Origin of the sequence: Lentzea sp. NPDC004782, from assembly GCF_040609115.1 — a bacterium.
In the GTDB taxonomy this organism is placed as follows: domain Bacteria; phylum Actinomycetota; class Actinomycetes; order Mycobacteriales; family Pseudonocardiaceae; genus Lentzea.
On sequence record NZ_JBEXJN010000014.1, the window covers coordinates 1 to 24957 of the forward strand.

A 24957-nucleotide genomic window follows, 5' to 3' on the forward strand; every position below is an offset into this window, starting at 1 on the left:
GTGCTACCGTGCTCGGATCGGCCGGGCTCTTTTCAGCCCGGCTTTTGAAGGCCGACCAGCGCCTCGCAAGGGCCCCGAAGTCAAGCCCCAATCGCGAGCGTCGCGAAGCGGCGATGAAATGACCCGTCCCGTCATCGGCCCTGAACGCAACCACCAACGCGAGGTGACCAAAACAAGGCCCCGGCGGTGCACAACCGCCGGGGCCTTCGTCATACCAACCAGAACTGTCAGGCGACCGCGATCTCCACCGCGTGGATGCCGGGCCCGTCAGCCGAAACGTCGGCCTGCCCGTTGCCACTGCGGTGCAGGGCGCGAACGGTCCAGCTCCCCGGCGCGGCGAAGAAGCGGAAGTCGCCCTCGGGAGAGGAGACGACCTCGGCGGTGAACTCGCCGGACGAGTCGAGCAGGCGGACGTAGGCGCCGCCGACGGGGGAACCGTCGGCCACGACCTTGCCCTGCAGCACGGTTTCGGTGGTCGCAACGTCGATGGAGCCGCCCTGCACGGGCGCGCCGCATGAGTCAGACATGGGAATCAGGCCTCCTTGCCGGAACCGAGTTCGATCGGCACGCCGACGAGCGAGCCGTACTCCGTCCAAGAACCGTCGTAGTTCTTGACGTCTTCGTGGCCGAGCAGCTCGCGCAGGGCGAACCAGGTGTGCGAGGAACGCTCGCCGATGCGGCAGTACGCGATGGTCTTGCGGGAGCCGTCGAAGCCCGCTTCGGCGTAGATCTCGCGCAGTTCCTCGTCGGACTTGAAGGTGCCGTCCTCGTTGGCCGCCTTCGACCACGGGACGTTCACGGCCGACGGGATGTGGCCCGCGCGCTGGGCCTGCTCCTGCGGGAGGTGGGCCGGGGCGAGCAGCTTGCCGGAGAACTCGTCGGGCGAGCGGACGTCGACGAGGTTCTTGTTGCCGATGGCGTCGACGACCTCGTCGCGGAAGGCGCGGATGGAGAGGTCCTGCTCCTGCGCCTTGTAGGACGTCGCGGGACGGGTGACCTCCTCCTTGTCGAGGGGGCGGCCGTCGAGCTCCCACTTCTTGCGGCCGCCGTCGAGCAGCTTCACGTCCTGGTGCCCGTAGAGCTTGAAGTACCAGTAGGCGTAGGCGGCGAACCAGTTGTTGTTGCCGCCGTAGAGGATCACGGTGTCGTCGTTGGAGATGCCCTTGGCCGAGAGCAGCTTCTCGAAGCCCTCGCGGTCGACGAAGTCGCGGCGGATCGGGTCCTGGAGTTCGGTCTTCCAGTCGATGCGCACGGCGCCGGGGATGTGCCCGCCTTCGTACGCGGTGGTGTCCTCGTCGACCTCCACGAACACCACGCCGGGCGTCTGGAGGTTCTCCTCGGACCAGGCGGCCGAGACCAGCACGTTCTCACGGCTCATGGGACGTTGCTCCTGTTGTAGTACTGGGCTTATTGCGATTGCGGACGAGCGAGGGCGGGTGCGAACCGGCGCAGCAGCAGGTACATCTCGCACCCGAGGCACAGGCCCAGCGCGGCGTTGAGCAGCGCTGCCACCAGTGCGAGGGCGGTGGCCACGACTCCCAGCGCGGTCAGACCCGTGGCGTAGCCGAGGGTGCCGATCAGCGCGAACACGAAGCCGACTCCTTGGGCGAAGCGCAGCGGGGCCGCTTCCTCGCGTTCGGTGGTCGGGGTGAGGCGTGGCTGGATCGCGAAGCGGTAGACGTGACCCCACGGGTTGAGCTTCAGCGAGATGAACGCGCACATCGCGAAGAGCACCGTCTGGGCGGCGAGCAGGCGCCACCAGCCGGTGAGCAGTACGACGGCCAGGATGACGGTGGTCATCCAGGCGGAGAAGCGCGGTCCGCGCGGGTCTACCGGGACATCTTTGAGCACGACGACCTCCGGACATTCGGACGAGGAGACATTCAGTCCGTCAGAGGTAGCTGGTGGGCGTCAAGCGGCCCAGTCAGCTCGTCGTGCGACACAGGCTGCTGCGCACGCGGCACAGGTCAACCGCGCGTCGCTTCGTGAGCAGCATGGTCATGCCAGCGAGGGTAGCCCTCAATCCCTCGGTCCGGGAGGTATGTCCACTGGGTGGAACAACGCACGTTCACTCGACCGGATCAGGGCAAATGCGGGCGCAGGGCGGCGAGCAACGAGTCGCGTTTCGGCACGCCACCGACTCGCAACACCTCGACACCGTCGGCCGTGAGGGCCAGCGTCGTGGGCGTGCGCATCACGCCCAACTGCGCCGCGACGTCCGGCAGGTCGGTCACGTCCAGCTCGGCGTGCGTGAGGCCGTCGGTGCGGTCGGCGAGGTCGCGCAGGATCACCTTCGCGTGGCGGCACGGCGCGCAGAACGTGGTGGAGAGCTGGACCAGCGTCACTCCCGGCGCGAGCAGGTCGCGCACGGGAGCGGGCAGGTCGGTGGCAGCGTCGCGGCGGGAGATGCGGCCCTCCCGGATCTTGAGCAGCACTCCGACCGCGCCGGCCACGGCCAGCGCGCCCAGCAGCGCCCACACACCGGTCATCGTTGGACCAACGGTACATCCGTGATCTGGCCGGTCAGCTTGAACGCACCGCTCTCCACCTCGACGGCGGTCGGGGTCGCCCCGAACGGCAGCTTGCCGGGGTCGATCTTGATCGCGAGCGCCTGGCGCAGCTGCGGGACGATCTGCTTGAGCGAGGCGTCGTCGAGCTCGACGTCGTCGATGTTGATCTGGATGGCGCCGCTGACCAGCGCGATCTGGCCGTAGGCGCTCAGCGTGACGTTCTTGCCGGCGACGTTGGTCTGGCCGGAGAGCTTGATCGCCGCGGTGGTCTTGGGCGCCTTCGGGTCGGCGGGAGTGGGCGTGGCGACGCGGTTGTCGGGCTCGATCGAGAGCTTGTCGAACGGCGTGACCTGGTTCGCGAGCCGGTTCAGGTCCAGCGCCTTGATCTTCACGCTGCCCTCGACCTCGTCGATGGTCGCCTTGGAGACGTTGCCGGCGAGCAGGTCGGACAGCTCGACGCGGGTGTGGTGCAGGTTGGCCTCGACGTCGAGGTCGCGCAGGTCGACGCCCTGCTGCTCGTTCTTGATCGGCACGCCGGACGCGCGGATCTCCACGCTCTTGTAGTCGCCGCGGATCGCCTGCAGCACGAACGGGAAGCCGTTGATGCGCACCGACGGGTCCTCGTTGAGCTGCAGCTTCTCCCGCATGCGCTGGGCGATCTGGTACTCGCCGGCCGCGGCGAGCGCGAAGTCGGCGGCGACGAGCAGCAGGCCCAGCACGATCACCGTGATGATGAGGAACTTCCCGCGTCGGGACTTCTTCCGCGGTCGTGCAGGGGTGTGCGCAGTCATTCCTCGTCCTCGACTTCGCCGGCGATCCATGCCGCCATCCGGTCTACCAGGTCTGGAGTCGCGGCTGATTCCGCGTGCCGCATGCCGGGCTCGATCCACAGCTCGGCATGTCCTGAGGACGCGCGGTGCAGTGACCTCGCGTGTTCCACACCGAAATAGTGATCCAGCTCACCGTGCACGATCAGCAGCGGGGTGGGCGCGATGCGGTGCACCACCTCCAGCGGACTCTCGGGCGGTTGTACCCAGCTGTCACCCAGCCGAACCCCCATCGCCCGCGCCGCGAGCTTGCCGTGCGGTTGTTCCAGCAGCCAGTGCACCCGCCGCATCGGCGCGGTCTCCCGTGACCACCACCTGGCAGGAGCGCTCACCGAGACGACGGCATCTGGCTTGGTCCCGCCCAGCGCGGCGTGCCGGAGCACGACCGAGGCGCCCATCGAGAACCCGACCGTGGCGATCTTGCGGTACCCCAGCTCGCGGGCCGTCCGCACGGCCGCCTCGATGTCGTGGACCTCGTCCGCGCCGACCGTGGAGCGCCCCTCGGACCGTCCGTGACCGCGGAAGTCGAACGCGACAACGCCTGCGTGCGTGGCCAAACGAGCAAGAACCCGTGCCACGTACGGCTTGCTCACGTTGTTCGTGAACCCGTGTCCCACAACGAAAGCGAGCCCGTTGTCACCCTTGTGGTGGACGCCGTGCAACCGCACTCCGTCGTGTGACATGGATGTAACAGGCGTGACGCTTGTGGAAACAAGTGTGAGCACGGCTTCTCTACCTGGGACTTTCTCGGGTTGCACCGGTATTGTCTCCGTCATCCGCAGGCAACGGGGCCCGGTCACCGTACGCCGCTGGTCTGGTCGAGGTGGCCGACCACGGCCGATTTTGGAGGGCGCCGCGATGAGCATCGACGTGCTTCTGCTGACGACAGACCCCGACCCGGAGGCCGTGCTGCCGGCGCTGGCACTGCTCCCGCACGCCGTGCGCCCGCTGCGTCCCGAGGTCTCCGCGCTGCTCGAAGCCGGGCCGCACGACATCGTGCTGATCGACGCCCGCACCGATCTGGTCGGCGCCCGCTCGCTGTGCCGCCTGCTCGACTCGTCCGGTGTGGACGTGCCCGTGGTGGCCGTGGTCACCGAGGGCGGTCTGGTCGCGGTCAACTCCGACTGGTCGGTCGACGAGATCCTGCTGCCGACCTCCGGCCCCGCCGAGGTCGACGCCCGCCTGCGCCTGGTCCGCTCGCGCCGCGGCACCTCCCAGCCCGGTGGCGACGGCGCCCTGCAGCTCGGCGACCTCGTGATCGACGAGGCCACCTACACCGCGCGCCTCAAGGGCCGCCCGCTCGACCTCACCTACAAGGAGTTCGAGCTGCTCAAGTACCTCGCGCAGCACGCGGGCCGGGTGTTCACCCGCGCGCAGCTGCTGCAGGAGGTCTGGGGCTACGACTTCTTCGGCGGCACGCGCACTGTGGACGTCCACGTGCGACGGTTGCGCGCCAAGCTCGGCCCCGAGCACGAGGCGTTGATCGGCACGGTGCGCAATGTGGGCTACAAGTTCGTCCGCCCTCCGCGTCCCGGCTCGACCCGTCGGCCGGCCGAGATGGCCGAGGTCGACGAGATCGGTGACTCGGTCCACGTTCTGGATGAGCGTTTGATCGCGCGGTAGGTTCGCCTGTGTGGCGCAACTGAGCTGGTTCGACGAGCTGACGACCGACCAGGCCGCCGAGGTGCGGCAGCTGCTGGAGGCTGCCGAGAGCACCGACGGCGTGGCACCGGTCGGCGAGGCCGTGCGACTGCGGATGCGCCCCGGCGCGACCGGCAGCAAGCACCTCCTCGCGCATCTGAACGGCGAACTGGCCGGGTACGCGCACGTCGACATGATCGGTGACTCGGGCGGCCACAAGGTCGCCGAGTTCGCCGTGCACCCGAAGTACCGCCATCAGGGTGTGGGCGAGGCGTTGGTGAAGGCGTTGCCGCAGGACTCCCTGCGGGTGTGGGCGCACGGCGGTCACCCGGACGCCGAGAAGCTCGCGGCGAAGCTCGGCTACCGCAAGGTGCGCGAGCTGCTGCGGATGCGGCTGCGGGTCGAGAACGACCTGCCGGAGCCCAAGCTGCCCGAGGGCATCACCATCCGGCCGTTCGTGCCCGGCAAGGACGAGGCCGCGGTCGTCTACGTGAACCACCGCGCGTTCGACTGGCACCCCGAGCAGGGCTCGATGTCCATCGAGGACGTTCGCGCCAAGGAGGACGAGGACTGGTTCGACCCGGCCGGCTTCCTGCTCGCGTTCGACGCCGACGGCCGGCTGGTGGGCTTCCACTGGACGAAGGTGCACACGCCCGAGCTGGGCGAGGTGTACGTGGTGGGCGTCGACCCCGACCGCCAGGGCGGCGGTCTCGGCAGGGCGCTGACGCTGGCCGGCCTCCAGCACCTGCGGGAACAGCAGGTCAAGGAGGTCATGCTGTACGTCGAGTCGGACAACGCGGCGGCGGTGCGGGTCTACACCAAGCTGGGCTTCACCCTGTGGGATGCCGACGTCCAATACGCCAGGTAGTCAACGGACCGTCACAAAACGCATACGCCCTGGTCACGCCCTCACTCTTTCGGCCGTGTGGCCCGTCACTTCCCGTTCGGTGTTCACCTGCCGTTCACCCTGACTAGGTGGGCTGTCCACCATGGCTACCTACCTTCCGAAGCGAGCGGCGACGTCCGTCGCGAAACCGCGAATGCTTCCGCAAGGTGGAGGACCAAGGTGAAGATCCAGCGGCACGGCGCCGTGCTCGGCCTCGTCGCGGCCAGCGCGCTTCTGCTCGGTGCGTGTGGCAGCGACAACAACACGGCGGCGGGTGGCCAGACCACCTCGAACGCTCCGTCCGTGCCGATCAAGTGCGGTGGCAAGACCAAGCTGAACGCCGAGGGTTCCTCCGCGCAGAAGAACGCCATCGACGCGTTCGTGCAGGCGTACAAGGCGCAGTGCTCCGGCGCCGACCTGGCGTACAACCCCTCGGGCTCCGGCGCGGGTGTCAAGAACTTCAACGCGGGCCAGGTCGACTTCGGTGGTTCGGACTCCGCGCTGAAGGCGGGCGCCGAGGTCGAGGCGGCCACCAAGCGCTGCCAGGGCAACCCGGCGTGGAACCTGCCGCTGGTCTTCGGCCCGGTCGCGATCGGCTACAAGCTCTCCGGTGTCGACAACCTCGTGCTGGACGGCAAGACCACCGCCGCGATCTTCTCCGGTGCGGTCAAGAAGTGGAACGACCCGGCCATCAAGGCGCTGAACGGCTCCGCGAACCTGCCGGACAAGGACATCGCGGTCATCTACCGCTCGGACGAGTCGGGCACCACCGACAACTTCCAGAAGTACCTGACCACCGCCGGTGGCTGGACCAAGGGTGACGGCAAGCAGTTCAAGGGCGGTGTCGGCGAGGGCAAGGAGAAGTCCGCCGGTGTCGCGCAGGCCGTCGGCTCGATCGACGGTGCGGTCACCTACGTCGAGTGGTCGTTCGCGCAGGACAACAAGCTGTCGGTCGCCAAGATCGACACCGGTTCCGGTGCGGTCGAGCTGAACGCCGAGTCCGCCGGCAAGGCGATCGACGGCGCCAAGGTCAAGGGTGAGGGCAACGACCTGGTCCTCGACCTCAACTCGATCTACGGCACCAAGGCCGCCGGTGCGTACCCGCTGCTGCTCGCGACCTACGAGATCGTCTGCTCGAAGGGCTACGACGCCGACACCGCCACGGCCGTCAAGGCGTTCCTGACCACCGCCGCCACCACTGGCCAGGCGCAGCTCCCGGCCGCCGGCTACGTGCCGCTGCCCAAGGCGTTCCAGGACAAGCTCCTGACCGCCATCGGTGCGATCGCCTGAGGTTGACGTCCGGCTGAGACTGACACTGACGTGATGAACGATCCCGTCGTGGCCAAGCGCCCCGCCGGCTCCGGTACCCCCGGAGCCGAGCGGGGCGTCGCGGCTGCTCCCACCGCCACGGAGGCTCCGATTCCCCCGACACCGGAAGCTCCAGTAACCACCAAGGCACCGCACGTTCGGCCCGGTGACCGCATCTTCCGCGGCCTGGCGACGAGGTCCGGTGTCTTCATCGTCGTCCTCATCGGGGCGATCGGCCTGTTCCTGATCCTGCAGGCCATCCCGTCCCTCGGGCTGGACCAGATCAACTTCCTGACCAGTCGCGAGTGGAACACCACCGACCCGGCGAACCTGCGGTTCGGCATCCTCGACCTGCTGCTGGTCACCGTCGTCGTGTCGCTCGTGGCGCTGCTGATCGCGATGCCGATCGCCATGGGCATCGCGCTGTTCCTCACGCAGTACGCGCCGCGCAACCTCGCCCGGCCGTTCGCCTACATGGTCGACCTGCTCGCCGCGGTGCCCTCGATCGTCTTCGGCCTGTGGGGCCTGTTCGTGCTCGGCCCGGTGCTCTACCCGTTCTCGAACTGGCTGATCACCAACCTCGGCTGGTTCCCGCTGTTCGCCAAGGGCAACGTGAACGTGCAGCTCGGCGGCACCATCTTCACCGCGGGCATCGTCGTCGCGGTGATGATCCTGCCGATCATCACGGCCGTCAGCCGCGAGGTCTTCGACCGCACGCCCAGGATGCACATCGAGGGCGCCATCGCGCTCGGCGCGACCAAGTGGGAGGTCGTGCGCACGACCGTCCTGCCGTTCGGCAAGGCCGGTTACGTCAGCGCCTCCATGCTCGGTCTCGGCCGCGCGCTCGGTGAGACCATCGCCGTCGCGATCATCCTGAGCACCACGTCGTCGGCGTTCGGCTGGTCGCTGTTCGACGGCGGCTCGACGTTCGCCTCGAAGATCGCGCTGGCCGCGCCGGAGTTCAACGACACGCGCTCGGCCGGTGCCTACATCGCGGCCGGTCTGGTGCTGTTCGTGCTCACCTTCGTCGTGAACGCCATCGCGCGTTCGATCGTCGCCGGCCACAAGGAGTACGAGTGAGCACGAACCTCGCGGATCCCACTCGCCTCGCGACGCCGCCGACGTTCCAGTCGATCAGCGCCTCCCGGCGGATCAAGAACGGCATCGCCACCGGCCTGGTCTGGGGCGCGTTCCTGATCGCCGTCGTGCCGCTGGTGTGGGTGCTCTTCACGGTGGTGCAGCGCGGTTTCCCGGTCATCCTCGACGGTGACTGGTGGCAGAAGTCGCTGTCCGGTCTGCTGGCCCGCCAGCAGGGCGGCGGTGCGTACCACGCGATCTACGGCACCCTGGTGCAGGGCCTCGTGTGCGGCATCATGTCCGTGCCGATCGGCCTCATGATCGCCATCTACCTCGTCGAGTACGGCGGCCGTTCGAAGCTCGCCAGGGCCACGACGTTCATGGTCGACATCCTCACCGGTGTCCCCTCGATCGTCGCGGCGCTGTTCGTCTACACGGTGTGGATCACGTACCTCGGCCTCGGCCGCAGCGCGTTCGCGGTGTCGATCGCGTTGGTGCTGCTGATGGTCCCGGTCGTGGTGCGCACGACCGAGGAAATGCTCAAGATCGTCCCGGACGAGCTGCGCGAGGCCTCCTACGCGCTGGGCATCCCGAAGTGGAAGACGATCGTCAAGATCGTCATCCCGACCGCCCTCTCCGGCATCCTGACCGGCATCATGCTGGCGCTCGCCCGCGTGATGGGTGAGACGGCGCCGGTGCTGGTTCTCGCGGCCTACGCGCCGTTCATCAACTACAACCTGTTCAGCGGCCCGATGGCGTCGCTGCCGTTGCTGATGGTGAACGAGCGCAACAACCCGACGCAGGCCGGTTTCGAGCGCGTCTGGGGCGCGGCGATCACGCTCGTGCTGATCATCACCCTGTTCAACCTGCTGGCGACCGTGATCTCGCGGGTGCTGGCGCCGAAGACGAAGTGAGCGGGCGGACATGGCCAAGCGACTCGACATCAAGGACCTGAACCTCTACTACGGCAAGTTCCACGCCGTGGAGAACGTCTCGCTCGCGGTGCCGCCGAAGAACGTGACCGCGTTCATCGGCCCATCCGGTTGCGGCAAGTCGACCGTGCTGCGGTCGCTCAACCGCATGCACGAGGTCGCGATCGGCGCCCGCGTCGAGGGCAAGGTGCTGCTCGACGGCGAGGACATCTACGCGTCCACTGTGGACCCGGTCGAGGTGCGCCGCACCATCGGCATGGTGTTCCAGCGGCCGAACCCGTTCCCCACGATGTCCATCCGCGACAACGTGGTGGCGGGCCTGAAGCTCGCGGGCGTGAAGAACAAGAAGGAGCTCGACGAGGTCGCCGAGCGCTCGCTGCGCGGCGCCAACCTCTGGAACGAGGTCAAGGACCGCCTCGACCGTCCCGGCGGCGGCCTCTCCGGTGGTCAGCAGCAGCGTCTGTGCATCGCCCGCGCCATCGCTGTCCAGCCCGACGTCCTGCTGATGGACGAGCCGTGCTCCGCCCTGGACCCGATCTCCACGCTGGCGATCGAGGACCTGATCACGGAGCTGAAGAAGGAGTACACGATCGTCATCGTGACTCACAACATGCAGCAGGCCGCGCGCGTGTCCGACCAGACCGCGTTCTTCAACCTGCTGGGTGTCGGTCAGCCGGGACAGCTGATCGAGGTGGACGACACGGAGAAGATCTTCTCCAACCCCGGCCAGAAGGCGACCGAGGACTACATCTCCGGCCGGTTCGGCTAAGTTCTGGCGGGTGAGCCCGCAGAGCAAGAGCCGCAAGAAGAAGCAAGGCAAGGCGCCCGGCCGCCGGCCGCAGCAGCAGTCACCCTACGCACCGCTGCTGGAGTCGGCGGCCGCGTTGCGTTCCGAGTCGTGGTTGCTGGCCGAGTCCTGGGCGAGTGAGCTGTTCGGCACGCTGTGGCTCGGCGCCTGGCGGTTCGAGGACTGGTCGGACGCCTTCGCGTCCGAGTACGGCCGGATGATCGAAGCCCTGGGCGGAATCGAGCGGCCGGAGGCTCTCACCGCGTTGCGGGCGTTGGCCGGCGTGGGCAACGGCGACCTCAGGGCGCTGGTCACGGGAGTGGCGAACGAGCTGGCGGCACGCGGTGTCGCCGAGCCGGACTGGTACACGGCGGGTGCGGTGCCGGTGTTCCGGGATGCATTCCTCGTCACGAACCTGTTGGGAGACGTGGAAGTCATCGCGTTCACCCAGGACCGCGCGGGGGTGGCCGAGACGATGATGTTCATGCGGCAGCCGGTGCTGGGCGCCACCTCGATCGAGCTGTTCTCCACTCCCGACGAGGGCACGTCGGCGCTGCTGGAGGACATGATCTCCTCGACGCCTCAGGCGTTCCGCAACGTGATCACGCCGCTCACCGCGGAGCAGGTGTTCGACCGCCTGTGGCCGGACGTCGACCAGTTCTGGACCGACGGGCCGGACGAGGAGGCGGAGGAAGGGCTGCTCGGCGACGAGGAGGCCCTGCACCCCGTTCAGCTGATGGCACTCGCCGAGGCGCGGGTGAGCCTGCTCGTGCCCGACGACTACGAGATCCCGGCCATCAGTCCGAAGAGGACGGACGAGGTGGTCGAGGCGTTTCTGGCCTCGCAGCACGGGATCGCGGACGTCGAGGCCGCGCGTGCGTTCGCCCGCGTCGTCGCTTCCGCCGCGGTGGAACAGAACCGCGATCCCGTCGCGTACGGGCCGGCCTCGCTCACCGCTGTGCTGATCATGAACCTGGCCGCACGCCTGCACATCTCGGACGAGGACTTGGCGCTGCTGCCGGAGATCGCACGGGCGTGGGCGCACTTCACCGTCGAGGCACGGGATCTGCCGCGGGCGGAAGCCCTCGAGGAGTGGGACGAAGAACTGCCCACCGTGCTCGCCGAGTTCTCCGAGGCCTACGCCGATCCGGAGCTCGCGGCGGAACGCGATGGGCAGTTTCGCGAGTGACTACAGGTTCTCGTCGCCACCGTAGCCGGGCATCCGGCCGGTGACGACGAAGACCGTGCGCTTGGCGACCGACACCGCGTGGTCGCCGTAGCGCTCGAAGAATCGGCCGAGCAGGGTCACGTCGACGGCGGAAGCCACGCCGTGCGACCACTCCTTGTCCATGATCACCGAGAACAGGTGGCGGTGGATGTCGTCCATCGCGTCGTCCTCTTCTTCGAGGCTGCGAGCGCGTTCGACGTCCTTGTTGCGGATGATCTCGGCCGCTTCGGTGGCGAGCTTGACCGCGATCCGGCCCATCTCGGTGAAGTACGGCTTCACGTCGTCCGGCAGCGCCGACGCCGGGTGCCGACGCCGTGCGGCCTTCGCCACGTGCAGGGCCAGATCGCCCATTCGCTCGACGCTCTCGGCGGCGTGGATCACCGCGAGCACGGTGCGCAGGTCGGTGGCGACCGGTGCCTGCAGCGCGAGCAGCGCGTATGCCTGCTCCTCGATGCTGGAGCGGACGTCGTCGACCTTCTGGTCGCCGCTGATGACCTGTTCCGCGAGGCCGAGGTCGGCCTGCAGCAGGGCGGCGGTCGCGTTCTGCATCGCCTCGGCGACCATCCCGGTCATGTCGGCCAGTCGGTCGGCGAGCTGTTCTAGCTGGTCGTGGTAGGCCTCGCGCATGGCGCTCAGCCTACGTCCCGACCATCGCGGCAGCGACATGCCAGGATGAACCGCAGGTGAACCCCAGGCGAATCACTTCGCGCAGGGGTCCTGTGCCGCGTTCACAATGGACAGATCGCTGCCCTTTTGTCCCTGGTTGCCGGCCTGCTGCTGGCTGCCCTGCTGCGGTGCCACGATCTTTTCGTCGAAGTCGTCGCCGATCGTGAGCACCACCGCGCCGCCCATCTCGGGAGTCTCCACCAGTTCCGCGCTGGGCACCGCCGCCTTGAGCGTCGCGGCCTTGTTCTCGTTGCCCTTCGCGTACTTGATGGTCGTCTTCGCCGAGTGGTCCGCGTTGCCGCGCCTCGCGACCTGGAACCCCTTCTGCTGCAACGTGTTCGCCGTCCGGTCGGCCGCGCCGCCGTTCGACGGGGCGCCGTTGAGCACCTGGATGGTGACTTCCTTGGGGTCGATCACCGTGCCGGGCTGGGCCGCCGTGGTGTTCTGCTCGCCGGGCTTCGGGTCGACGGGCTTCTCCTGCGGCAGCGGCGTTCCGTCGATGATCGTCTGGAACAGCGCCTTGACCTCGTCGTTCTTCAGCCGCTCGATGTTGTCGTCGTTCGACTTCGTCGGGCCTTCATCGGTCCAGTGCGGCATCGTCACGAACGACACGCGGCCCGCGTCGAGGCTCTGCAACGAGTTCGCGAGCTCCAGCAGCGACGCCACGTCGATGTTGTCGCCGACGGTGGACTTGGTCAGTGCGTTGATGAAGTTGTTGAGCTTGGTGGGGCTCAGCAGCACCTCGTTCGACAGCAACTGGCGCAGCATCGCCGACAGGAACTGCTGCTGCCGCTTGATGCGGTCGTAGTCCCCGCCGATGTCGCCGGCGACCTTGCGGGCGCGCACGTACTGCAGCGCCTGGTCGCCCTTCAGCGTGTACTTGCCGGGCTTGTCGATGACGACGCCGAGCTCGGCGTCCTTGATCGCCTTCGGGATGCAGAGCTCCACGCCACCGATCGCCGTCGACATCTCGCGGAAGCCGACGAAGTCGATGCTGATGAAGTGGTTGATCTTGAGCCCGGACAGCTGGGTCATCATGTTGGCCACGCACTCCGGCCCGCCGTCGTTGTAGACGGAGTTGGCCATGACCTCCTTCTCGGGGGCGAGAGGTCCGCTGTACTGGCCGTTGTCCGGGTTCCACTTGCGGCACGCGGGCCGGTCGACCCGCACGTCACGCGGCAGCGACACGATGACCATGCGCTTCCGGTCCGCGGGGATGTGCGCGAGCATGATCACGTCCGACCGCGCGCCACCCTCCTCGGCCTGGGTGCCGACGTTGTCCTGCGGCTTCGCGCCGGCCCGGGTGTCCGAGCCGACGAGCAGGAAGTTCTCGTCACCGAGCTGCTTCTCGGCCTGCTGCACGGCCTGCGAGTTGCCGCCGAGCGCGTCGATCTTCTGGATCTTGGAGTCGGCCCACTGCATGGCGGCCCAGCCGATGCCGGTCGACGCGAACACCACGGCCGCGGCGGCGATCGCCCCGACCTTGGCACCGCGCATCAACCTGCGCTGCTGCGGCGTGCGGCCGGCGATCTTCAGCTCGCCGTCCTCGTCGCCCTCGCCGAGCGCGACCGGATCGGCGAACTGGGTCGCCTCCTCCAGGTCGTCCTCGTCCTTCACCCACGGCATGAGCTTGGCGCGCCGCTCCTTGCGCAGGCGCTCCTGCTCGAGGAGCTCGTCGTGGACCGCCGAGAACCGCGCGAGCGTGTGGTCGACCTCGCGGCGCTTCTTGACGTCCTCGCCGATGGCCTCCATCTCGGTGGTGAGGCAGGTCGGGTCCATCTCCTCGCGGGTCTCGACCTTGGCCACACCGGCCGCGGAGGCGATCTGGGTCGCCTCGGGTCCGGGGTCGTCCGCCTTGGGCTCCTCCGGTGCGGGAGGCGCGGGCGGAACGGGCGCACCGGGGCCACCGGGCGCGGCGCCGAGCCGGTTCGCGATGGCGGGCCGGGGTCCGCTCGACTCCGCCCTCGGGGGCATCGGCCGGGGTCCGCTGGACTCCGCGCGGGACGGCATCGGCTGCCTGCCGGTCAGGTCCCCGTTCGGCGGCATGGGTGCGGGAGGACGCGGAATGCCGTTCGACGACGGCGCGTCGCCCGGCAGCAGGCGGCGGGGTGCACCGGCCTCCGGACCCTCCGGCGCCTTCGGGCCGGGGGCCGGCGGGCGCGGCATCCCGTTGGCGGTCACGTCACCAGGTGCGGGAGGACGCGGGATGCCGTTGGACGACGGCGCGTCGCCGGGCGCGAGCCTGCGCGGCGGCGCCCCGTTCACGTCGGGTGCCGGGCGGCGGAGGGTGCCGCTGGGCATGCCGTTCGCCTCGGGCACGCCGGGACGTCGCGGGACGCCGTTCGACGACGGCACGTCACCGGGAGGCATCCGCCGCGGGTCGACAGGCGCCTGCGGACGCGGCATGCCGTTCGCGGTCACGTCCCCGGGTGCCGGGGGCCGCTGGATGCCGTTGGACGACGGCGCGTCTCCGGGCGCGAGCCGTCGCGGGTTCGGTCCCATGTCACCAGGTGCGGGGCGTCGGGGACCGGGCTCGACAGGAGGAACCGGCCGGCGCTGCATCCCGGTCGCGTCCGGCCGCGGGCGCGTGCCGGTCTGCTCGCCGGGTGGCGGGTAGGCGCCGTTCGGAGCGGGCCTGGGCCTGGTTCCGGTGTTCTCGGCGGGCGCGTCGGGGAGACGGCGCCTGCCGGTCTGCTCACCGGTGAAGTTCTGCGGAGGAGCTTGGCCTGCCACCGGCGGCCGCGGGCGCGCACCCGTCTGCTCACCAGGCCGGTGGGCGACGGGCGGCTGCTGCCGCGGTTGCTGTGACTGGGGCGCGGGCGGGTCCGGCAGGGCACGCCTGCCGGTGGTGGGCGCGTCGGGCAGGGCACGCCTGCCTGTCGTGGGAGCGTCGGGCGAGCCTGGCGGGACGGGTCGGGGGATGTTCGTCCTGCTGTGCTGCTCGATGAGGTCCGAGACGCTCAGGCCCCCAGAGCCTTCCATCGAGCGACGTCTACGGCCGGTCGGCTGGTCCTGCTGCTGGGGATCCTGATCACCACGGGAAGAGGGGCCACCACGTCGGGGGTCGTCGGGCACCCAATCTCCCTTCTGGGTCAGAAGCAAAAGCGGTTCGTCATTACGAGTTGACGACGACCGGGACACAAGGGTTGCATCACCGGCGTGTCAGTTGCGCCCGCGATACTACGGATGTAGCCGACTTCTGACGACCACTCCGGGTGATACGACTGCGATCTGTACGCGATTACGCGCAGTCCGTCTGCCCTGAACGGGTGAGCCAGCTCACTCAGTAGTAGCCGAGTACACGCGGTTCGGTGATGGCACGCCGACCCGCCGCCGCACCGGCGAGGCGGACCCGTCCATCCGCACGGTACGCCACCGCGTTGCGTCCCGACTGCTTGGCCGTGTACAGCAGGCTGTCGGCGCGGAGCAGCTGCTGCTCGGCGCTCACCGCCGGTCGGTCGGGGGCCTCGTGCGCCGGCGGTTCGTAGGCGAGGCCCGCGCTGACCGTGACGCGCAGCCCCGGTGCGATCTCCTGCCAGGGGTGACGCTCGACACGTTCCCTGGCCGCCTCGGCGATCTCCACGGCCGTGGCCGCGTCCGCGCGGGGCAGCACGAGCACGAACTCCTCGCCGCCGTAGCGGGCGCAGAAGGCGTCCTCCGGGAGGTCCTGCTGCAGCAGCTCGACCACGCGCTGCAGCACGCGGTCGCCGAGCAGGTGCCCGAAGGTGTCGTTGACCTGCTTGAACCAGTCGAGGTCGATCAACGCGATGGCGAGCCCGTGCCGGCACGCGCCGTGCTCGGCCAGCAGGTCGATCAGCCGCTGGTCGAGGTAGCGGCGGTTGTAGGAGTCGGTGAGGCTGTCGCGCAGGCTCTGCTCGCGCGCCTCGGCGTGCTCCCTGCGCAGCCGGTCGACCTCGCGGCGCAGCTGTTCGGGAACGTGCGGCTCCTCGTCCTGGCCGGCGTGGACGAGGTCGAGAGCGGAACGCAGGTGCTGGTACGCCTGACGCCACTGACCGCGGGAGGCGAGCAACGCCGCGATGGACTCGTGCAGCCCCACCAGTCCGGGACCCTGCCGGTCGACGATGGCGTCGTCGGGCGGGGTTTCTGCGATCTCGGGTCGCAGCGCGGTCATCGCGGTCACCTCCTTACTTGCCAGGTGTCGTCTCACAAGAGGCGGCGCTTGAGCTAGAAGGACGCGTGGGGGCGGGATTTCCCCCGTCCGGTTGACCGTGAGCTGCTCCGATCAAGTGAGCTTGGATGATCGACAACCCGCTCAGCCACCGAGACAGGGCGCGAACCCGTACACCTGGTCGTCGAGCAGCACGACGTGCAGCGATCCGATCTGGCTGCCGATCACCGCTTCCTCTTGGCGCAGCGTGACGGTGACCGCCACGACGTACACGTCCCCACGCGGGTGGGCCTTCTCACCGGGGGGTGCCCAGTCGGCGTCGGTCCGAAGCGTGGACCAGGTGGGTTCCACCTTGATCGTGGCACCGCGAAGATCGCACGTCTTCTGCCGGAAGTCCGGATGTTGCGTTTCCTTCAACAGCTTCTGCTGTTGGGGCGCGCCCTCGTCGCCCGCCTTGTTGAGGCGCTCGTAGAACTCCCGGAACTTGCCGCGGTCGCCGTCGCTCAGCTGGACCGCGCGCGCCGAACCCGTGACCGGAGCGGCACAGCCCGTGAGAAGCGCGAGCGAGGCGAACAGGACCGCAGCGCGTTCAGCCACCGGAGTGCATCACGTCCGCGCCGGCCGGAACCGTGGCGTCCTCGGGGTCGTCCAGCCACCCCTCCGGCAGCACCACCTTGGCCGCGGACCCCTGCCGCCCGCGCGGCCCCTCCGCGTGCTCGGGGAAGGGCACGGTCGGGTCGAGCTGCCCGATCAGGTCGTCCAGCTGCTGCAGGCTCGACACCATCGCGAACGCCCGGCGCGTGTCGCCGCCGACCGGGAAGCCGTGCCAGTACCAGGCCATGTGCTTGCGCAGGTCGCGCAGGCCCTTGTCCTCGCCGTAGTGGGCGGCGAGCAGCTGGGCGTGCGTGCGCAGGACCTCCGCGACCTCGCCGAGGTTCGGTCCCTCGGGGATCGGCTCGCCGCGGAACGCCGCCTGCAGGTCGCGGAACAACCACGGCCTGCCGAGGCAGCCGCGCCCGACGACCACGCCGTCGCACCCGGTCCGAGCGACCATGTCGAGCGCGTCCTGCGCGCTGAAGATGTCGCCGTTGCCCAGCACCGGAATGCCCGTCACGGCTTCCTTGAGCCGCGCGATGGCGGACCAGTCGGCCTTGCCGGAGTAACGCTGTGACGCCGTGCGCGCGTGCAGCGCAACGGCCTGTGCGCCCTCGTCTTGCGCGATACGTCCCGCGTCGAGATACGTGAGGTGCTCATCGTCGATGCCGATGCGGAACTTCACGGTGACCGGCATGTCGCCGGCGTTGCGGACGGCGGCCCGCACGATCTGCCGGAACAGCTCCCGCTTGTACGGCAACGCCGCCCCGCCGCCCTTGCGCGTCACCTTGGGCACCGGGCAGCCGAAGTTCATGTCCATGTGGTCGGCGAGGTTCTCGTCCACGATCATCTTCGTGGCCTCGCCGACGTTGCGGGGGTCGACGCCGTACAGCTGCATCGACCGCGGGTGCTCGTCCTCGTCGAACGTGATCATGTGCATGGTCATGGCGTCCCGCTCGACCAGCGCCCGCGCCGTGATCATCTCGCACACGTAGAGCCCGGCCCCGTACCGGCGGCACAGCTGCCGGAACGCCACGTTGGTGATGCCGGCCATGGGCGCGAGCACAACGGGCGGGTCGACGGCGAACGGGCCGATCTTGAGGGTGGCTGGAACGGACACGCCCTCCAGGTTACGGCACTGACCAGCCGCGATCTTCACCGAGAGTGACCGCGATCGCGTTCGTCGCAGTCAGGTGCGCGGCGTTGGTTTGACTGTGATGGTCGCCGAACCGTCATCGGCAACGGTCAGGTTCACACTGCCTTCGAAGGTCAAGCTCGCACCTTCGCTCGAGGCTGCCGTTGGCGTGAGACCTGCATGCACTGCGTCGAACCATCGCAGGAAGTCCGGGATGGTGCCGATCTTCGCCACACGCTGATGGAGTGCGGTTTGTTCATGACCACGAACGAAGTCGCCGACGAAGATCTCTGTGCCGCATCCGCAGCCACAGAGTCGGCCGCCAACGGTTGAGTCGAAGTAGGTGACGGGGTTGCGCGCCCGAGCGCTTGGTGGCGTCGACTCGCCGACATACCTGTCGTGTACGGGGTGTCCGGCAGAAAGGAGCCGACCTTCGATGATCTTGCGCCCTGGTCTTCCTGGAGCATCGATGATCTGGTCGATCTCTGCCGCCATGACGACTTTGTGCACCTTGTAGTACGAGAAGATCACGTAGTTCTCACGGTTGGCGCGAGCTCCCAGTACCCAGCAGCCGCGGTTGTTCGCCCAGTTCTGCTCGACCGGATCGCCCTCTCCCCAGCCGTAGAAGGTTCTCTGCAAGGGGTCGGTCGGGTCATCGGCCGGTGTCTTCGCGGCAAGGGTGATGTGCAGCATGGATAACCCTCACGACTAGGCGACTTGACTATCTGACTATAGCGCCACTATCTTCTCATGGTGCTACCGTGGTAGCACCGAAGTCGTTAGTATCGGATTCATGGCGGTAGAGAAGTTGAGTGTGTCCTTGCCGGACATCGTCGCCGCGCGAGCTCGGCGTGCTGCCGAGCGTGCTGGAGTGCCGCTGTCGACGTGGCTGGCAGAGGCGGCTGAAGTGGCAGCCGACCTCGCCGAAGCCCAGGCCGCGGCGCAGGACTACGCGGCCAGGTTCGGCGAGCCGGATCCAGGGGAACTGGCGCAGATCCGAGCACAACTCGCCGAAGCCGGGGTAGGTCTCCCCGAGGCAGTGGAAGACGCTGCGGAGCGTTCTGCCGCTTTGGCTCGGCTTCTAGGCCTGCCGAACGAGAGGCGAGTGGGTTGACCATGCGTGGTTTGGTCCTGGACGCGGGTGCTTTGATCCACGTCGAGACCAATCCCAGGGGGCGTGTCTACGGTGCGTGCCGCGAGGTGCTCGACTCGGGTACTCCGGCGCTGTTGCCAACCGTGGTACTGGCACAGGTGTGGAGAGCGAGCGCACGACAGGCTCCGGTGGCCGTGCTCCGCCGGATGTGCCGATCGGTTCCGTTCACGGAGGACGTGGCCGAGGCGGTCGGGCGTCTGCTTGCCTTGTCAGGCACGTCCGATGTGGTCGACGCTGCGGTGGTCATCGCGGCGATCAGTCATGGTTGTGCCGTGCTGACCTCGGATCCTGGCGATCTGACCAAGCTTGCGGATGCGGCTGGAATACGAGTGCCGCTCATCGTCGTCTGACCTGGATTGTCAGTGTGTTGACTTCGGGCAGCCGAAGTTCATGTCCATGTGGTCGGCGAGGTTCTCGTCCACGATCATCTTCGTGGCCTCGCCGACGTTGCGGGGGTCGACGCCGTACAGCTGCATCGACCGCGGGTGCTCGTCCTCGTCGAACGTGATCATGTGCATGGTCATGGCGTCCCGCTCGACCAGCGCCCGCGCCGTGATCATCTCGCACACGTAGAGCCCGGCCCCGTACCGGCGGCACAGTTGCCGGAACGCCACGTTGGTGATGCCGGCCATGGGCGCGAGCACAACGGGCGGATCGACGGCGAACGGGCCGATCTTGAGGGTGGCTGGAACGGACACGCCCTCCAGGTTACGGCACTGACCAGCCGCGATCGTCGCCCAGAGCGACTGCTGTGGTGAGCGCCTCGAAGGTCTCCTCGTCGAACGCCACCAGCCGGATCCGGTCGATGATCGGCAGCGACCGGACCGCGCGGGCCGCGATCCGCGCCGCCCGTTGCGCGGGAAAGCCGTAGACCCCGGTCGCGATGGCGGGAAACGCGATGCTTTCGGCGCCGAGCTCGGCCGCCAGCCGCAACGAGCTCAGGTAACAGCTGGTGAGCACCTCGTCCTCGCCCCGATCCCCGCCCTCCCAGACCGGCCCCACCGTGTGGATCACGTGCTTCACCGGCGCTAGCCCGAACGCGGGCGTCGCGACCGCCCTGCCCGGCTCGCACGGCGCCAGCTCCGCCCCGGCCTCGGCGAGCGCGGGCCCGGCCGCGCGGTGGATCGCCCCGTCCACCCCGCCGCCACCGAGCAGCGACTCGTTCGCGGCCGTGACGATCACGTCCACCCGTTCGGCGGTGATGTCACCGAGCACCACTTCGATCGTCCCCATGCCCGAAAGCCTCGCACCTGCGCGGTTCTGGTCGAGCCGACTTCACGCAGCGCGAACAGACCCGGTGCCCCGATCGGGTGTCGGAGGCTTCTGCCAACATGCCACTGGAGGTGCCTAGGCGTGGGGGCGGTTCAACTGATCAGGTCCGGGTTCGAGCGGTTCTTCGTCGACGGGCCCGTCGGCAAGCCGACCGGCGGTGGCGAACAGCAGGTCGTGGCCGTGCTACAGGTGGGTGAACTGGCTCTGCCGACCGGAAGGCTCGTCGCGGCGGACCCGTTCGTGGTGTGGCCGGAGGACGCCGAGGCGTTCACCACCACCGTCGAGCCGGGCACGTACCCGGTGACGGTCTCGCTGGTCTCGTGGGTCGACGGGGACGGCTTCCCGGACCTCCGCCAGGGCTACCGCGTGGCCGCCGCCAAGCTGACCGTGCGCGACGAGCCCGCGTACTCGTGGACGCCCGCCGTGCGGCCGGGCGAGCTCGTGCCGATGCACGAGGAGTTCGGCTACGACGTGAAGTCGAGCACCGGCGCGTTCTTCGATCTGACCGCCGCTCCCGCCGTCGACCGGCTGGCGAGCGACGACGAGGTCGGCAACTGCGACCTCATCGACGCGCTCGGCAAGGTGGGTGGCGGCCGCGGCCCGGCCAACGTCACCGATCCGCAGTCGGGGCTGAACGTCGTGGCGTTCTCGACCGGCTGGGGCGACGGCGTCTACCCGACCTGGGTCGGCCGCAACACCGCGGGCGACCCGGTCGCGTTCGTCACTGACTTCTTTGTCATCAACCGCTAGAACGGCACGTTCACACACGCCAGCCGCGGTCCGGCGGTGCCTGCCTCACCCGGCTTGGTGTGCGTGTGTTCGTTGTGCAGCACGACGGACTGCGCGTGCCGCTCGGTGAACTGCCAGTCCACAGTGGACGTCGTGAAGGCGAACCCGCGGTCGTCGGTGTGCACGTCGAGCCAGATCTCGTTGCGGGGGTTGGCGTACGCCGGGTCGACCGACGGCTGCACCGGATCCGCCACGTTCTGGTAGTGCGGTCCCGCCTCCGCCGGCGTCGCCCCGCACTTCTTCACGTGCACGTGCGCCCCGTACGCCCGGTTCGGCAGCAATCCCTTGAGCTTCAACAACACCGTTGTGCCGCCACTCGCCGTCGGTACGCCCAGCACCATCACCTTGGCACCGTTCGGCACCTTGGCGTCGTACGTGACGGCCGTGGCCGTGGCGCTGAAACTCTCGAACTTGCCCGACGCGAAGGCCACCTTCGCGGGTGCGGCCTGCGCGGTTCCGGTACCCGCGAACAAGAGCGTTGTGGCGAGCGCGGCTGCAAACGTCCTCATGGGTCTCTTGCATAGCGGTATCAGCCGTTCTCCGCCATTTTTGAGACCGCATCGGCGTTTCGGCCGGCCCGGTTTGGGTAGGTTGCTGACGTGAGCGAAGCCGAGGAGTCCGAGCAACGCCGACTCGCCCGCAACGTGAACGAGCTGCTCCAGGAGCTGCGCGTGGCGCAGGCAGGCGTGCAGATCCTGTTCGGTTTCCTGCTCTCCATCGCTTTCACCGACAAATACGCCTCCACCGGCACCTACGTCCGGGTGACGCACCTGGCCACGGTCCTCTGCGCCGCGATCGCCGTGGCGTTCCTGACGGCCCCGGCCGCCTGGCACCGCGTGCTGTTCCGCCAGGGGCGCCGCGAGGACGTGGTCGCCGCGGGCAACACGTTCGCCCTCATCGGCCTCGCCTTCCTGGCCCTGGCCATGACCGGCACCGTCCTGCTGCTGGCAGAGGTCATCCTCGGCAAGTGGCCGTCGGTGATCGTCGGCGTGGCGGCGTTCGTCATCTTCTCGGGCCTCTGGTTCGCCGTGCCGTTCGCGTCATCCCGACGTGCTCGCGAACGCAAGCGCCCCAACGTCGCATGAAGCCCGGCCGTCCCGATCCAGAACGCGACGTCATGGTCACTGTCCGTCGCCGATGAGATTTTTCCGCCGTTGTGTCGATTGCCGCCCTCCCCGTTCGACACCTTGTCAGACGGACGAGGCGAAATTGGGGTGAGGCAGAGGCGGTGATGAGGAAGACTCGGGTGTTCCGATGAGTTCTTCCCGAACTGCCGGTCTCTACCGGTGTCACGAAGACGTGGACGCCGGCGGCCTTGGCCGCGACACGACTGTGCCAGCAACCGAGTGAGGTCCTGACATGCCTGCTGCGATCCAAGACCGACCCACCGCGGAAGCGGGCCGAACACCGCTGGTGGTGCGCCTGCTGGTGCTGGCCACGTTCGTGGTGATCCTCAACGAGACCCTCATGATCAACGCGATCCCGCGCCTCATGGAGTCGATGCACGTCACCGAGCAGGCGGCGCAGTGGGTGTCCACCGCGTTCATGCTCACCATGGCCGCCGTTATCCCGATCACGGGCTGGTTCCTGCAGCGCGTCACCACCCGCCAGGGCTACGCGATCGCCATGGGCGTCTTCCTCACCGGAACAGCCCTGTCGGCGGCCGCGCCGTCGTTCGCGATCCTGCTGCTGGGCCGCATCGTGCAGGCTGCGGGCACCGCCGTGATGATGCCGCTGCTGATGACCACGCTGATGACCGTCGTGCCCGAGCAGGACCGGGGCCGCGTGATGGGCAACGTGACGCTGGCCATCTCCGTGGCCCCCGCGCTCGGCCCGGCCGTCTCCGGCCTGATCCTGCAACTGGGCTCCTGGCGCCTGCTGTTCGTGACCGTGCTGCCCATCGCGGGCGCGGTGGCCTACTTCGGCCTCCGCCAGATGACCAACATCGGCGAGCCGCAGACCGGTTCCATCGACTGGCTGAGCGCGGCCCTGGCCACCCTCGGCTTCGGCGGCCTCGTCTACGGCCTGAGCCTCTTCGGTGAAGGCAACGTCCAACTGGGCCCGAGCATCGGCATCGTCCTCGCCGGCGCCGCCACCATCGCGATCTTCGTGCTCCGCCAGCTCAAGCTCCAGCGCACCGGCGCACCCCTCATGGACCTGCGCACCCTCACCCACCGCACGTTCGCGCTGTCGTTGACCCTCATGTGCATCGCGTTCCTGGCGATGATGGGTTCGATGATCCTGCTGCCCCTCTACCTGCAGAACCTGCGCGGCCTGAGCCCGTTGGAAACGGGCCTGCTCGTCATGCCGGGCGGCCTCGCCATGGGCCTGCTGGGCCCGACCGTCGGCAAGCTGTACGACCGCCTCGGCAGCCGCCCGCTGGTCCTGCCCGGCTCGATCGGCCTGGTGGCCGCCCTCGCCGGCTTCACCCAGGTCTCCGCGACGATGCCGTTCTGGCAGATCCTGGGCCTGCACACGGTGCTGATGCTGAGCCTGGCGGCGATGTTCACCCCGATCTTCACCCTCGGCATGGGCGCACTCCCGCCGAACATGTACCCGCACGGCAGCTCGATCCTCGGCACCCTGCAGCAGGTGGCAGCAGCCCTCGGCACCGCCCTGGTCGTGACCGTGATGTCCGCCCGCACCGGCCACCTGGTAGCCGACGGCGCCACCACCGCCACGGCTCAGCTGAGCGGCATGAAGCTGGCCTTCCTGGTCGCCACCGCACTGGCCCTGATCACGATCGCGGTCGCAGCCGTCCTGCCGAGCCGCACCACCGAAACCGCGCACTGATTCGCACAGGCCTGCCGCCCGCCCGGACGGCAGGCCTCGCGTACGTTCCGGACATGATCAAGGCCGCTCCCGACCTGCTGGCCATAGCCGCCGCCCTGCTCCCCGGCACCCGCCTGGACCACGCCTTCACCGCAACCGAGGGCAACATCCACGACGTGCTGCTGATCCCAGGCGCAGCAGCCGTCCGAGTCAGCAAACGCCCCCTGGCCGCCGCCTCGATGCCCCGCCGCATCGAGGTGCTGCGCCAGCTCGCGTCGGCAGACCTCCCGTTCCAGGTGCCAACGCCACTCACTCCAGTGACCACGTTCGACGACCGCGCCGCCGTAGCCGTGTCGTGGATCGACGGCATCCCCCTGCCCAAAGGTGAAGGCGACCCGCAGCAGATAGCCGAAGTCCTGACGGCCGTGAGCTCCGTACCCCTGGACCCGCCACTGCTGGCCGCCGTGGACGACCGAGCCCAGGGCCCGTCGTGGTCGACGATCATCGCCGAGGAAATCCTCCCCCGCCTACCCGCCCGCTGGCAGTCCGAAGGCCAACGCCGCCTGGACACCGCTCTGGCCCTCGACCCGGTCCCCGACACCCTCGTGCACGGCGACCTGAGCGGCTCCAACGTGCACTGGACCACCGACGGCAAACTGCTGGGCATCCTCGACTGGGACCTGGCCATGCCCGCCGACCCCGCAATCGACGCCGCCCAGATGTCCTGGCACGGCTGGGACAACGTCCGCCGAGCCGTCCCCGCCACCACCTACCACCGCGCCCGCACCTGGGACGCCCTGTTCGGCATCGGACACCTGGTCGCCACGATGAACGGCCGCCCCATGACCAGCCCCGACGGCTTCGTCGCCGCGATCGTCCCGTGGCTGGAGGAAGCCGCCGACGGAGCTGGAGAAGCGTAAACCCCAGGTCGTGGGGTTATGGGCCGTACAAGTCGGCATCAGAACCCGTTCGGGGCGCGCAGCGCCCCGAACGGCCGGGGGTCTGGGGGGCGTCCCCCAGAAGAAATGACGGGCTCCGGCGAAGTCGACCGGAGGTCGACGAGCGCCAGAGCCCGCCTCGTGGGCCGCCAGGGACTCGAACCCTGAACCCGAAGATTAAAAGTCTCCTGCTCTGCCAATTGAGCTAGCAGCCCTCGACGCGACAGCCTACCGATCGTGGTCGGCCGGTGTCGCACGGGTTGTCCATCTCACGGTTGACGCATCGGCTGTCAGGAGGCAGCTCGGCCTCGAC

28 protein-coding genes, 1 tRNA gene and 1 pseudogene are annotated in these 24957 nt (G+C 68.7%); 13 read left to right on the forward strand and 17 right to left on the reverse strand.

The window, feature by feature from the left end:
* Nucleotides 1–227: 227 nt before the first annotated feature.
* The 7 genes from ABZV40_RS15165 to ABZV40_RS15195 all read right to left on the reverse strand — a co-directional run bounded on the left by ABZV40_RS15165 (nt 228) and on the right by ABZV40_RS15195 (nt 4020).
* Nucleotides 228–527: a DUF1416 domain-containing protein gene (locus ABZV40_RS15165; protein WP_355440641.1), complete on the reverse strand. Its 300-nt coding sequence runs from the start codon at nt 525–527 to the stop codon at nt 228–230.
* A 5-nt stretch (nt 528–532) separates the two neighbouring features.
* The gene (locus tag ABZV40_RS15170) at nt 533–1378 is read right to left on the reverse strand and encodes a sulfurtransferase (protein WP_355440643.1); all 846 of its coding nucleotides are present in this window, start codon (nt 1376–1378) and stop codon (nt 533–535) included.
* A gap of 29 nt (nt 1379–1407) precedes the next feature.
* Nucleotides 1408–1851 (reverse strand): DUF4395 domain-containing protein, encoded by a 444-nt coding sequence (locus ABZV40_RS15175; protein WP_355440646.1) that lies wholly within the window; start codon nt 1849–1851, stop codon nt 1408–1410.
* Nucleotides 1852–1924: 73 nt separating this feature from the next.
* A complete protein-coding gene (locus ABZV40_RS15180) occupies nt 1925–2002 on the reverse strand; it encodes a putative leader peptide (protein ID WP_352235731.1) in 78 nt (25 codons plus the stop codon).
* 79 nt (nt 2003–2081) lie between these two features.
* On the reverse strand, nt 2082–2489 hold the full coding sequence (locus ABZV40_RS15185; protein ID WP_355440649.1) for a thioredoxin family protein: 408 nt from the start codon (nt 2487–2489) through the stop codon (nt 2082–2084).
* Nucleotides 2486–3301 (reverse strand): DUF2993 domain-containing protein, encoded by an 816-nt coding sequence (locus ABZV40_RS15190; RefSeq protein ID WP_355440652.1) that lies wholly within the window; start codon nt 3299–3301, stop codon nt 2486–2488. Before ABZV40_RS15190 ends, ABZV40_RS15185 begins: the two co-directional genes overlap by 4 nt.
* The gene (locus tag ABZV40_RS15195) at nt 3298–4020 is read right to left on the reverse strand and encodes an alpha/beta fold hydrolase (protein ID WP_355440654.1); all 723 of its coding nucleotides are present in this window, start codon (nt 4018–4020) and stop codon (nt 3298–3300) included. Before ABZV40_RS15195 ends, ABZV40_RS15190 begins: the two co-directional genes overlap by 4 nt.
* A gap of 175 nt (nt 4021–4195) precedes the next feature.
* On the opposite strand from ABZV40_RS15195, the gene ABZV40_RS15200 reads away from it, so the two are divergent.
* The 7 genes from ABZV40_RS15200 (at nt 4196) to ABZV40_RS15230 (ending at nt 11157) form a co-directional block, all read left to right on the forward strand.
* Nucleotides 4196–4960: a response regulator transcription factor gene (locus ABZV40_RS15200; protein WP_355440657.1), complete on the forward strand. Its 765-nt coding sequence runs from the start codon at nt 4196–4198 to the stop codon at nt 4958–4960.
* A 37-nt stretch (nt 4961–4997) separates the two neighbouring features.
* Entirely contained in the window at nt 4998–5846 is an 849-nt protein-coding gene (mshD, locus tag ABZV40_RS15205) for a mycothiol synthase (protein WP_355441080.1), read from the forward strand.
* Nucleotides 5847–6044: 198 nt separating this feature from the next.
* Nucleotides 6045–7154, forward strand: coding sequence for a phosphate ABC transporter substrate-binding protein PstS (pstS, locus tag ABZV40_RS15210; protein ID WP_355440660.1), 1110 nt, complete (start codon nt 6045–6047; stop codon nt 7152–7154).
* 33 nt (nt 7155–7187) lie between these two features.
* Nucleotides 7188–8252: a phosphate ABC transporter permease subunit PstC gene (gene pstC, locus ABZV40_RS15215; protein ID WP_355440663.1), complete on the forward strand. Its 1065-nt coding sequence runs from the start codon at nt 7188–7190 to the stop codon at nt 8250–8252.
* Nucleotides 8249–9163, forward strand: coding sequence for a phosphate ABC transporter permease PstA (pstA, locus tag ABZV40_RS15220; RefSeq protein WP_355440666.1), 915 nt, complete (start codon nt 8249–8251; stop codon nt 9161–9163). Before pstC ends, pstA begins: the two co-directional genes overlap by 4 nt.
* A gap of 10 nt (nt 9164–9173) precedes the next feature.
* The gene (pstB, locus tag ABZV40_RS15225; protein WP_355440670.1) at nt 9174–9950 is read left to right on the forward strand and encodes a phosphate ABC transporter ATP-binding protein PstB; all 777 of its coding nucleotides are present in this window, start codon (nt 9174–9176) and stop codon (nt 9948–9950) included.
* A gap of 10 nt (nt 9951–9960) precedes the next feature.
* On the forward strand, nt 9961–11157 hold the full coding sequence (locus ABZV40_RS15230) for a hypothetical protein (protein ID WP_355440673.1): 1197 nt from the start codon (nt 9961–9963) through the stop codon (nt 11155–11157).
* On the opposite strand, the gene phoU is transcribed toward ABZV40_RS15230, so the two are convergent.
* The 6 genes from phoU to ABZV40_RS15260 form a co-directional block, all read right to left on the reverse strand.
* A complete protein-coding gene (gene phoU / locus ABZV40_RS15235; protein WP_355440676.1) occupies nt 11158–11823 on the reverse strand; it encodes a phosphate signaling complex protein PhoU in 666 nt (221 codons plus the stop codon).
* A gap of 72 nt (nt 11824–11895) precedes the next feature.
* A complete protein-coding gene (locus tag ABZV40_RS15240) occupies nt 11896–14844 on the reverse strand; it encodes an LCP family protein (RefSeq protein WP_355440679.1) in 2949 nt (982 codons plus the stop codon).
* Nucleotides 14845–15145: 301 nt separating this feature from the next.
* The gene (locus ABZV40_RS15245; RefSeq protein ID WP_355440682.1) at nt 15146–15994 is read right to left on the reverse strand and encodes a GGDEF domain-containing protein; all 849 of its coding nucleotides are present in this window, start codon (nt 15992–15994) and stop codon (nt 15146–15148) included.
* A 141-nt stretch (nt 15995–16135) separates the two neighbouring features.
* Nucleotides 16136–16588: a hypothetical protein gene (locus ABZV40_RS15250; protein WP_355440685.1), complete on the reverse strand. Its 453-nt coding sequence runs from the start codon at nt 16586–16588 to the stop codon at nt 16136–16138.
* Entirely contained in the window at nt 16581–17714 is a 1134-nt protein-coding gene (gene dusB / locus ABZV40_RS15255; protein ID WP_355441083.1) for a tRNA dihydrouridine synthase DusB, read from the reverse strand. Before dusB ends, ABZV40_RS15250 begins: the two co-directional genes overlap by 8 nt.
* Before the next feature lie 60 nt (nt 17715–17774).
* Nucleotides 17775–18413, reverse strand: a complete 639-nt coding sequence (locus ABZV40_RS15260; protein ID WP_355440688.1) for a hypothetical protein — start codon at nt 18411–18413, stop codon at nt 17775–17777.
* A gap of 100 nt (nt 18414–18513) precedes the next feature.
* On the opposite strand from ABZV40_RS15260, the gene ABZV40_RS15265 reads away from it, so the two are divergent.
* A complete protein-coding gene (locus ABZV40_RS15265) occupies nt 18514–18834 on the forward strand; it encodes a hypothetical protein (RefSeq protein WP_355440691.1) in 321 nt (106 codons plus the stop codon).
* Between the two features lie 11 nt (nt 18835–18845).
* The gene (locus ABZV40_RS15270; RefSeq protein WP_355440694.1) at nt 18846–19223 is read left to right on the forward strand and encodes a PIN domain-containing protein; all 378 of its coding nucleotides are present in this window, start codon (nt 18846–18848) and stop codon (nt 19221–19223) included.
* Nucleotides 19224–19247: 24 nt separating this feature from the next.
* On the opposite strand, the pseudogene ABZV40_RS15275 reads toward ABZV40_RS15270, so the two are convergent.
* Both ABZV40_RS15275 and ABZV40_RS15280 read right to left on the reverse strand, forming a co-directional pair.
* A pseudogene (locus ABZV40_RS15275) lies at nt 19248–19580 on the reverse strand (tRNA-dihydrouridine synthase); the annotation flags it as partial.
* A 1-nt stretch (nt 19581) separates the two neighbouring features.
* Entirely contained in the window at nt 19582–20106 is a 525-nt protein-coding gene (locus ABZV40_RS15280) for a macro domain-containing protein (RefSeq protein ID WP_355440697.1), read from the reverse strand.
* Between the two features lie 120 nt (nt 20107–20226).
* On the opposite strand from ABZV40_RS15280, the gene ABZV40_RS15285 reads away from it, so the two are divergent.
* Nucleotides 20227–20895, forward strand: coding sequence for a DUF4241 domain-containing protein (locus tag ABZV40_RS15285; RefSeq protein ID WP_355440700.1), 669 nt, complete (start codon nt 20227–20229; stop codon nt 20893–20895).
* On the opposite strand, the gene ABZV40_RS15290 is transcribed toward ABZV40_RS15285, so the two are convergent.
* The gene (locus ABZV40_RS15290; protein ID WP_355440702.1) at nt 20892–21443 is read right to left on the reverse strand and encodes a superoxide dismutase; all 552 of its coding nucleotides are present in this window, start codon (nt 21441–21443) and stop codon (nt 20892–20894) included. The two genes, ABZV40_RS15285 and ABZV40_RS15290, sit on opposite strands and share 4 nt — an antisense overlap.
* A 90-nt stretch (nt 21444–21533) precedes the next feature.
* Between ABZV40_RS15290 and ABZV40_RS15295 the strand changes: the two genes are divergently transcribed.
* From ABZV40_RS15295 to ABZV40_RS15305, 3 genes are all read left to right on the forward strand, one after another.
* Complete coding sequence (locus tag ABZV40_RS15295; protein WP_355440705.1) at nt 21534–22019, forward strand: DUF6328 family protein; 486 nt, start codon at nt 21534–21536, stop codon at nt 22017–22019.
* Between the two features lie 274 nt (nt 22020–22293).
* Entirely contained in the window at nt 22294–23727 is a 1434-nt protein-coding gene (locus ABZV40_RS15300; protein WP_355440708.1) for an MDR family MFS transporter, read from the forward strand.
* A gap of 53 nt (nt 23728–23780) precedes the next feature.
* Entirely contained in the window at nt 23781–24626 is an 846-nt protein-coding gene (locus ABZV40_RS15305) for an aminoglycoside phosphotransferase family protein (RefSeq protein ID WP_355440711.1), read from the forward strand.
* Nucleotides 24627–24786: 160 nt separating this feature from the next.
* Here the strand turns inward: ABZV40_RS15305 and ABZV40_RS15310 are convergent.
* A tRNA-Lys gene (locus ABZV40_RS15310) sits at nt 24787–24859 on the reverse strand.
* Nucleotides 24860–24957 lie beyond the last annotated feature (98 nt).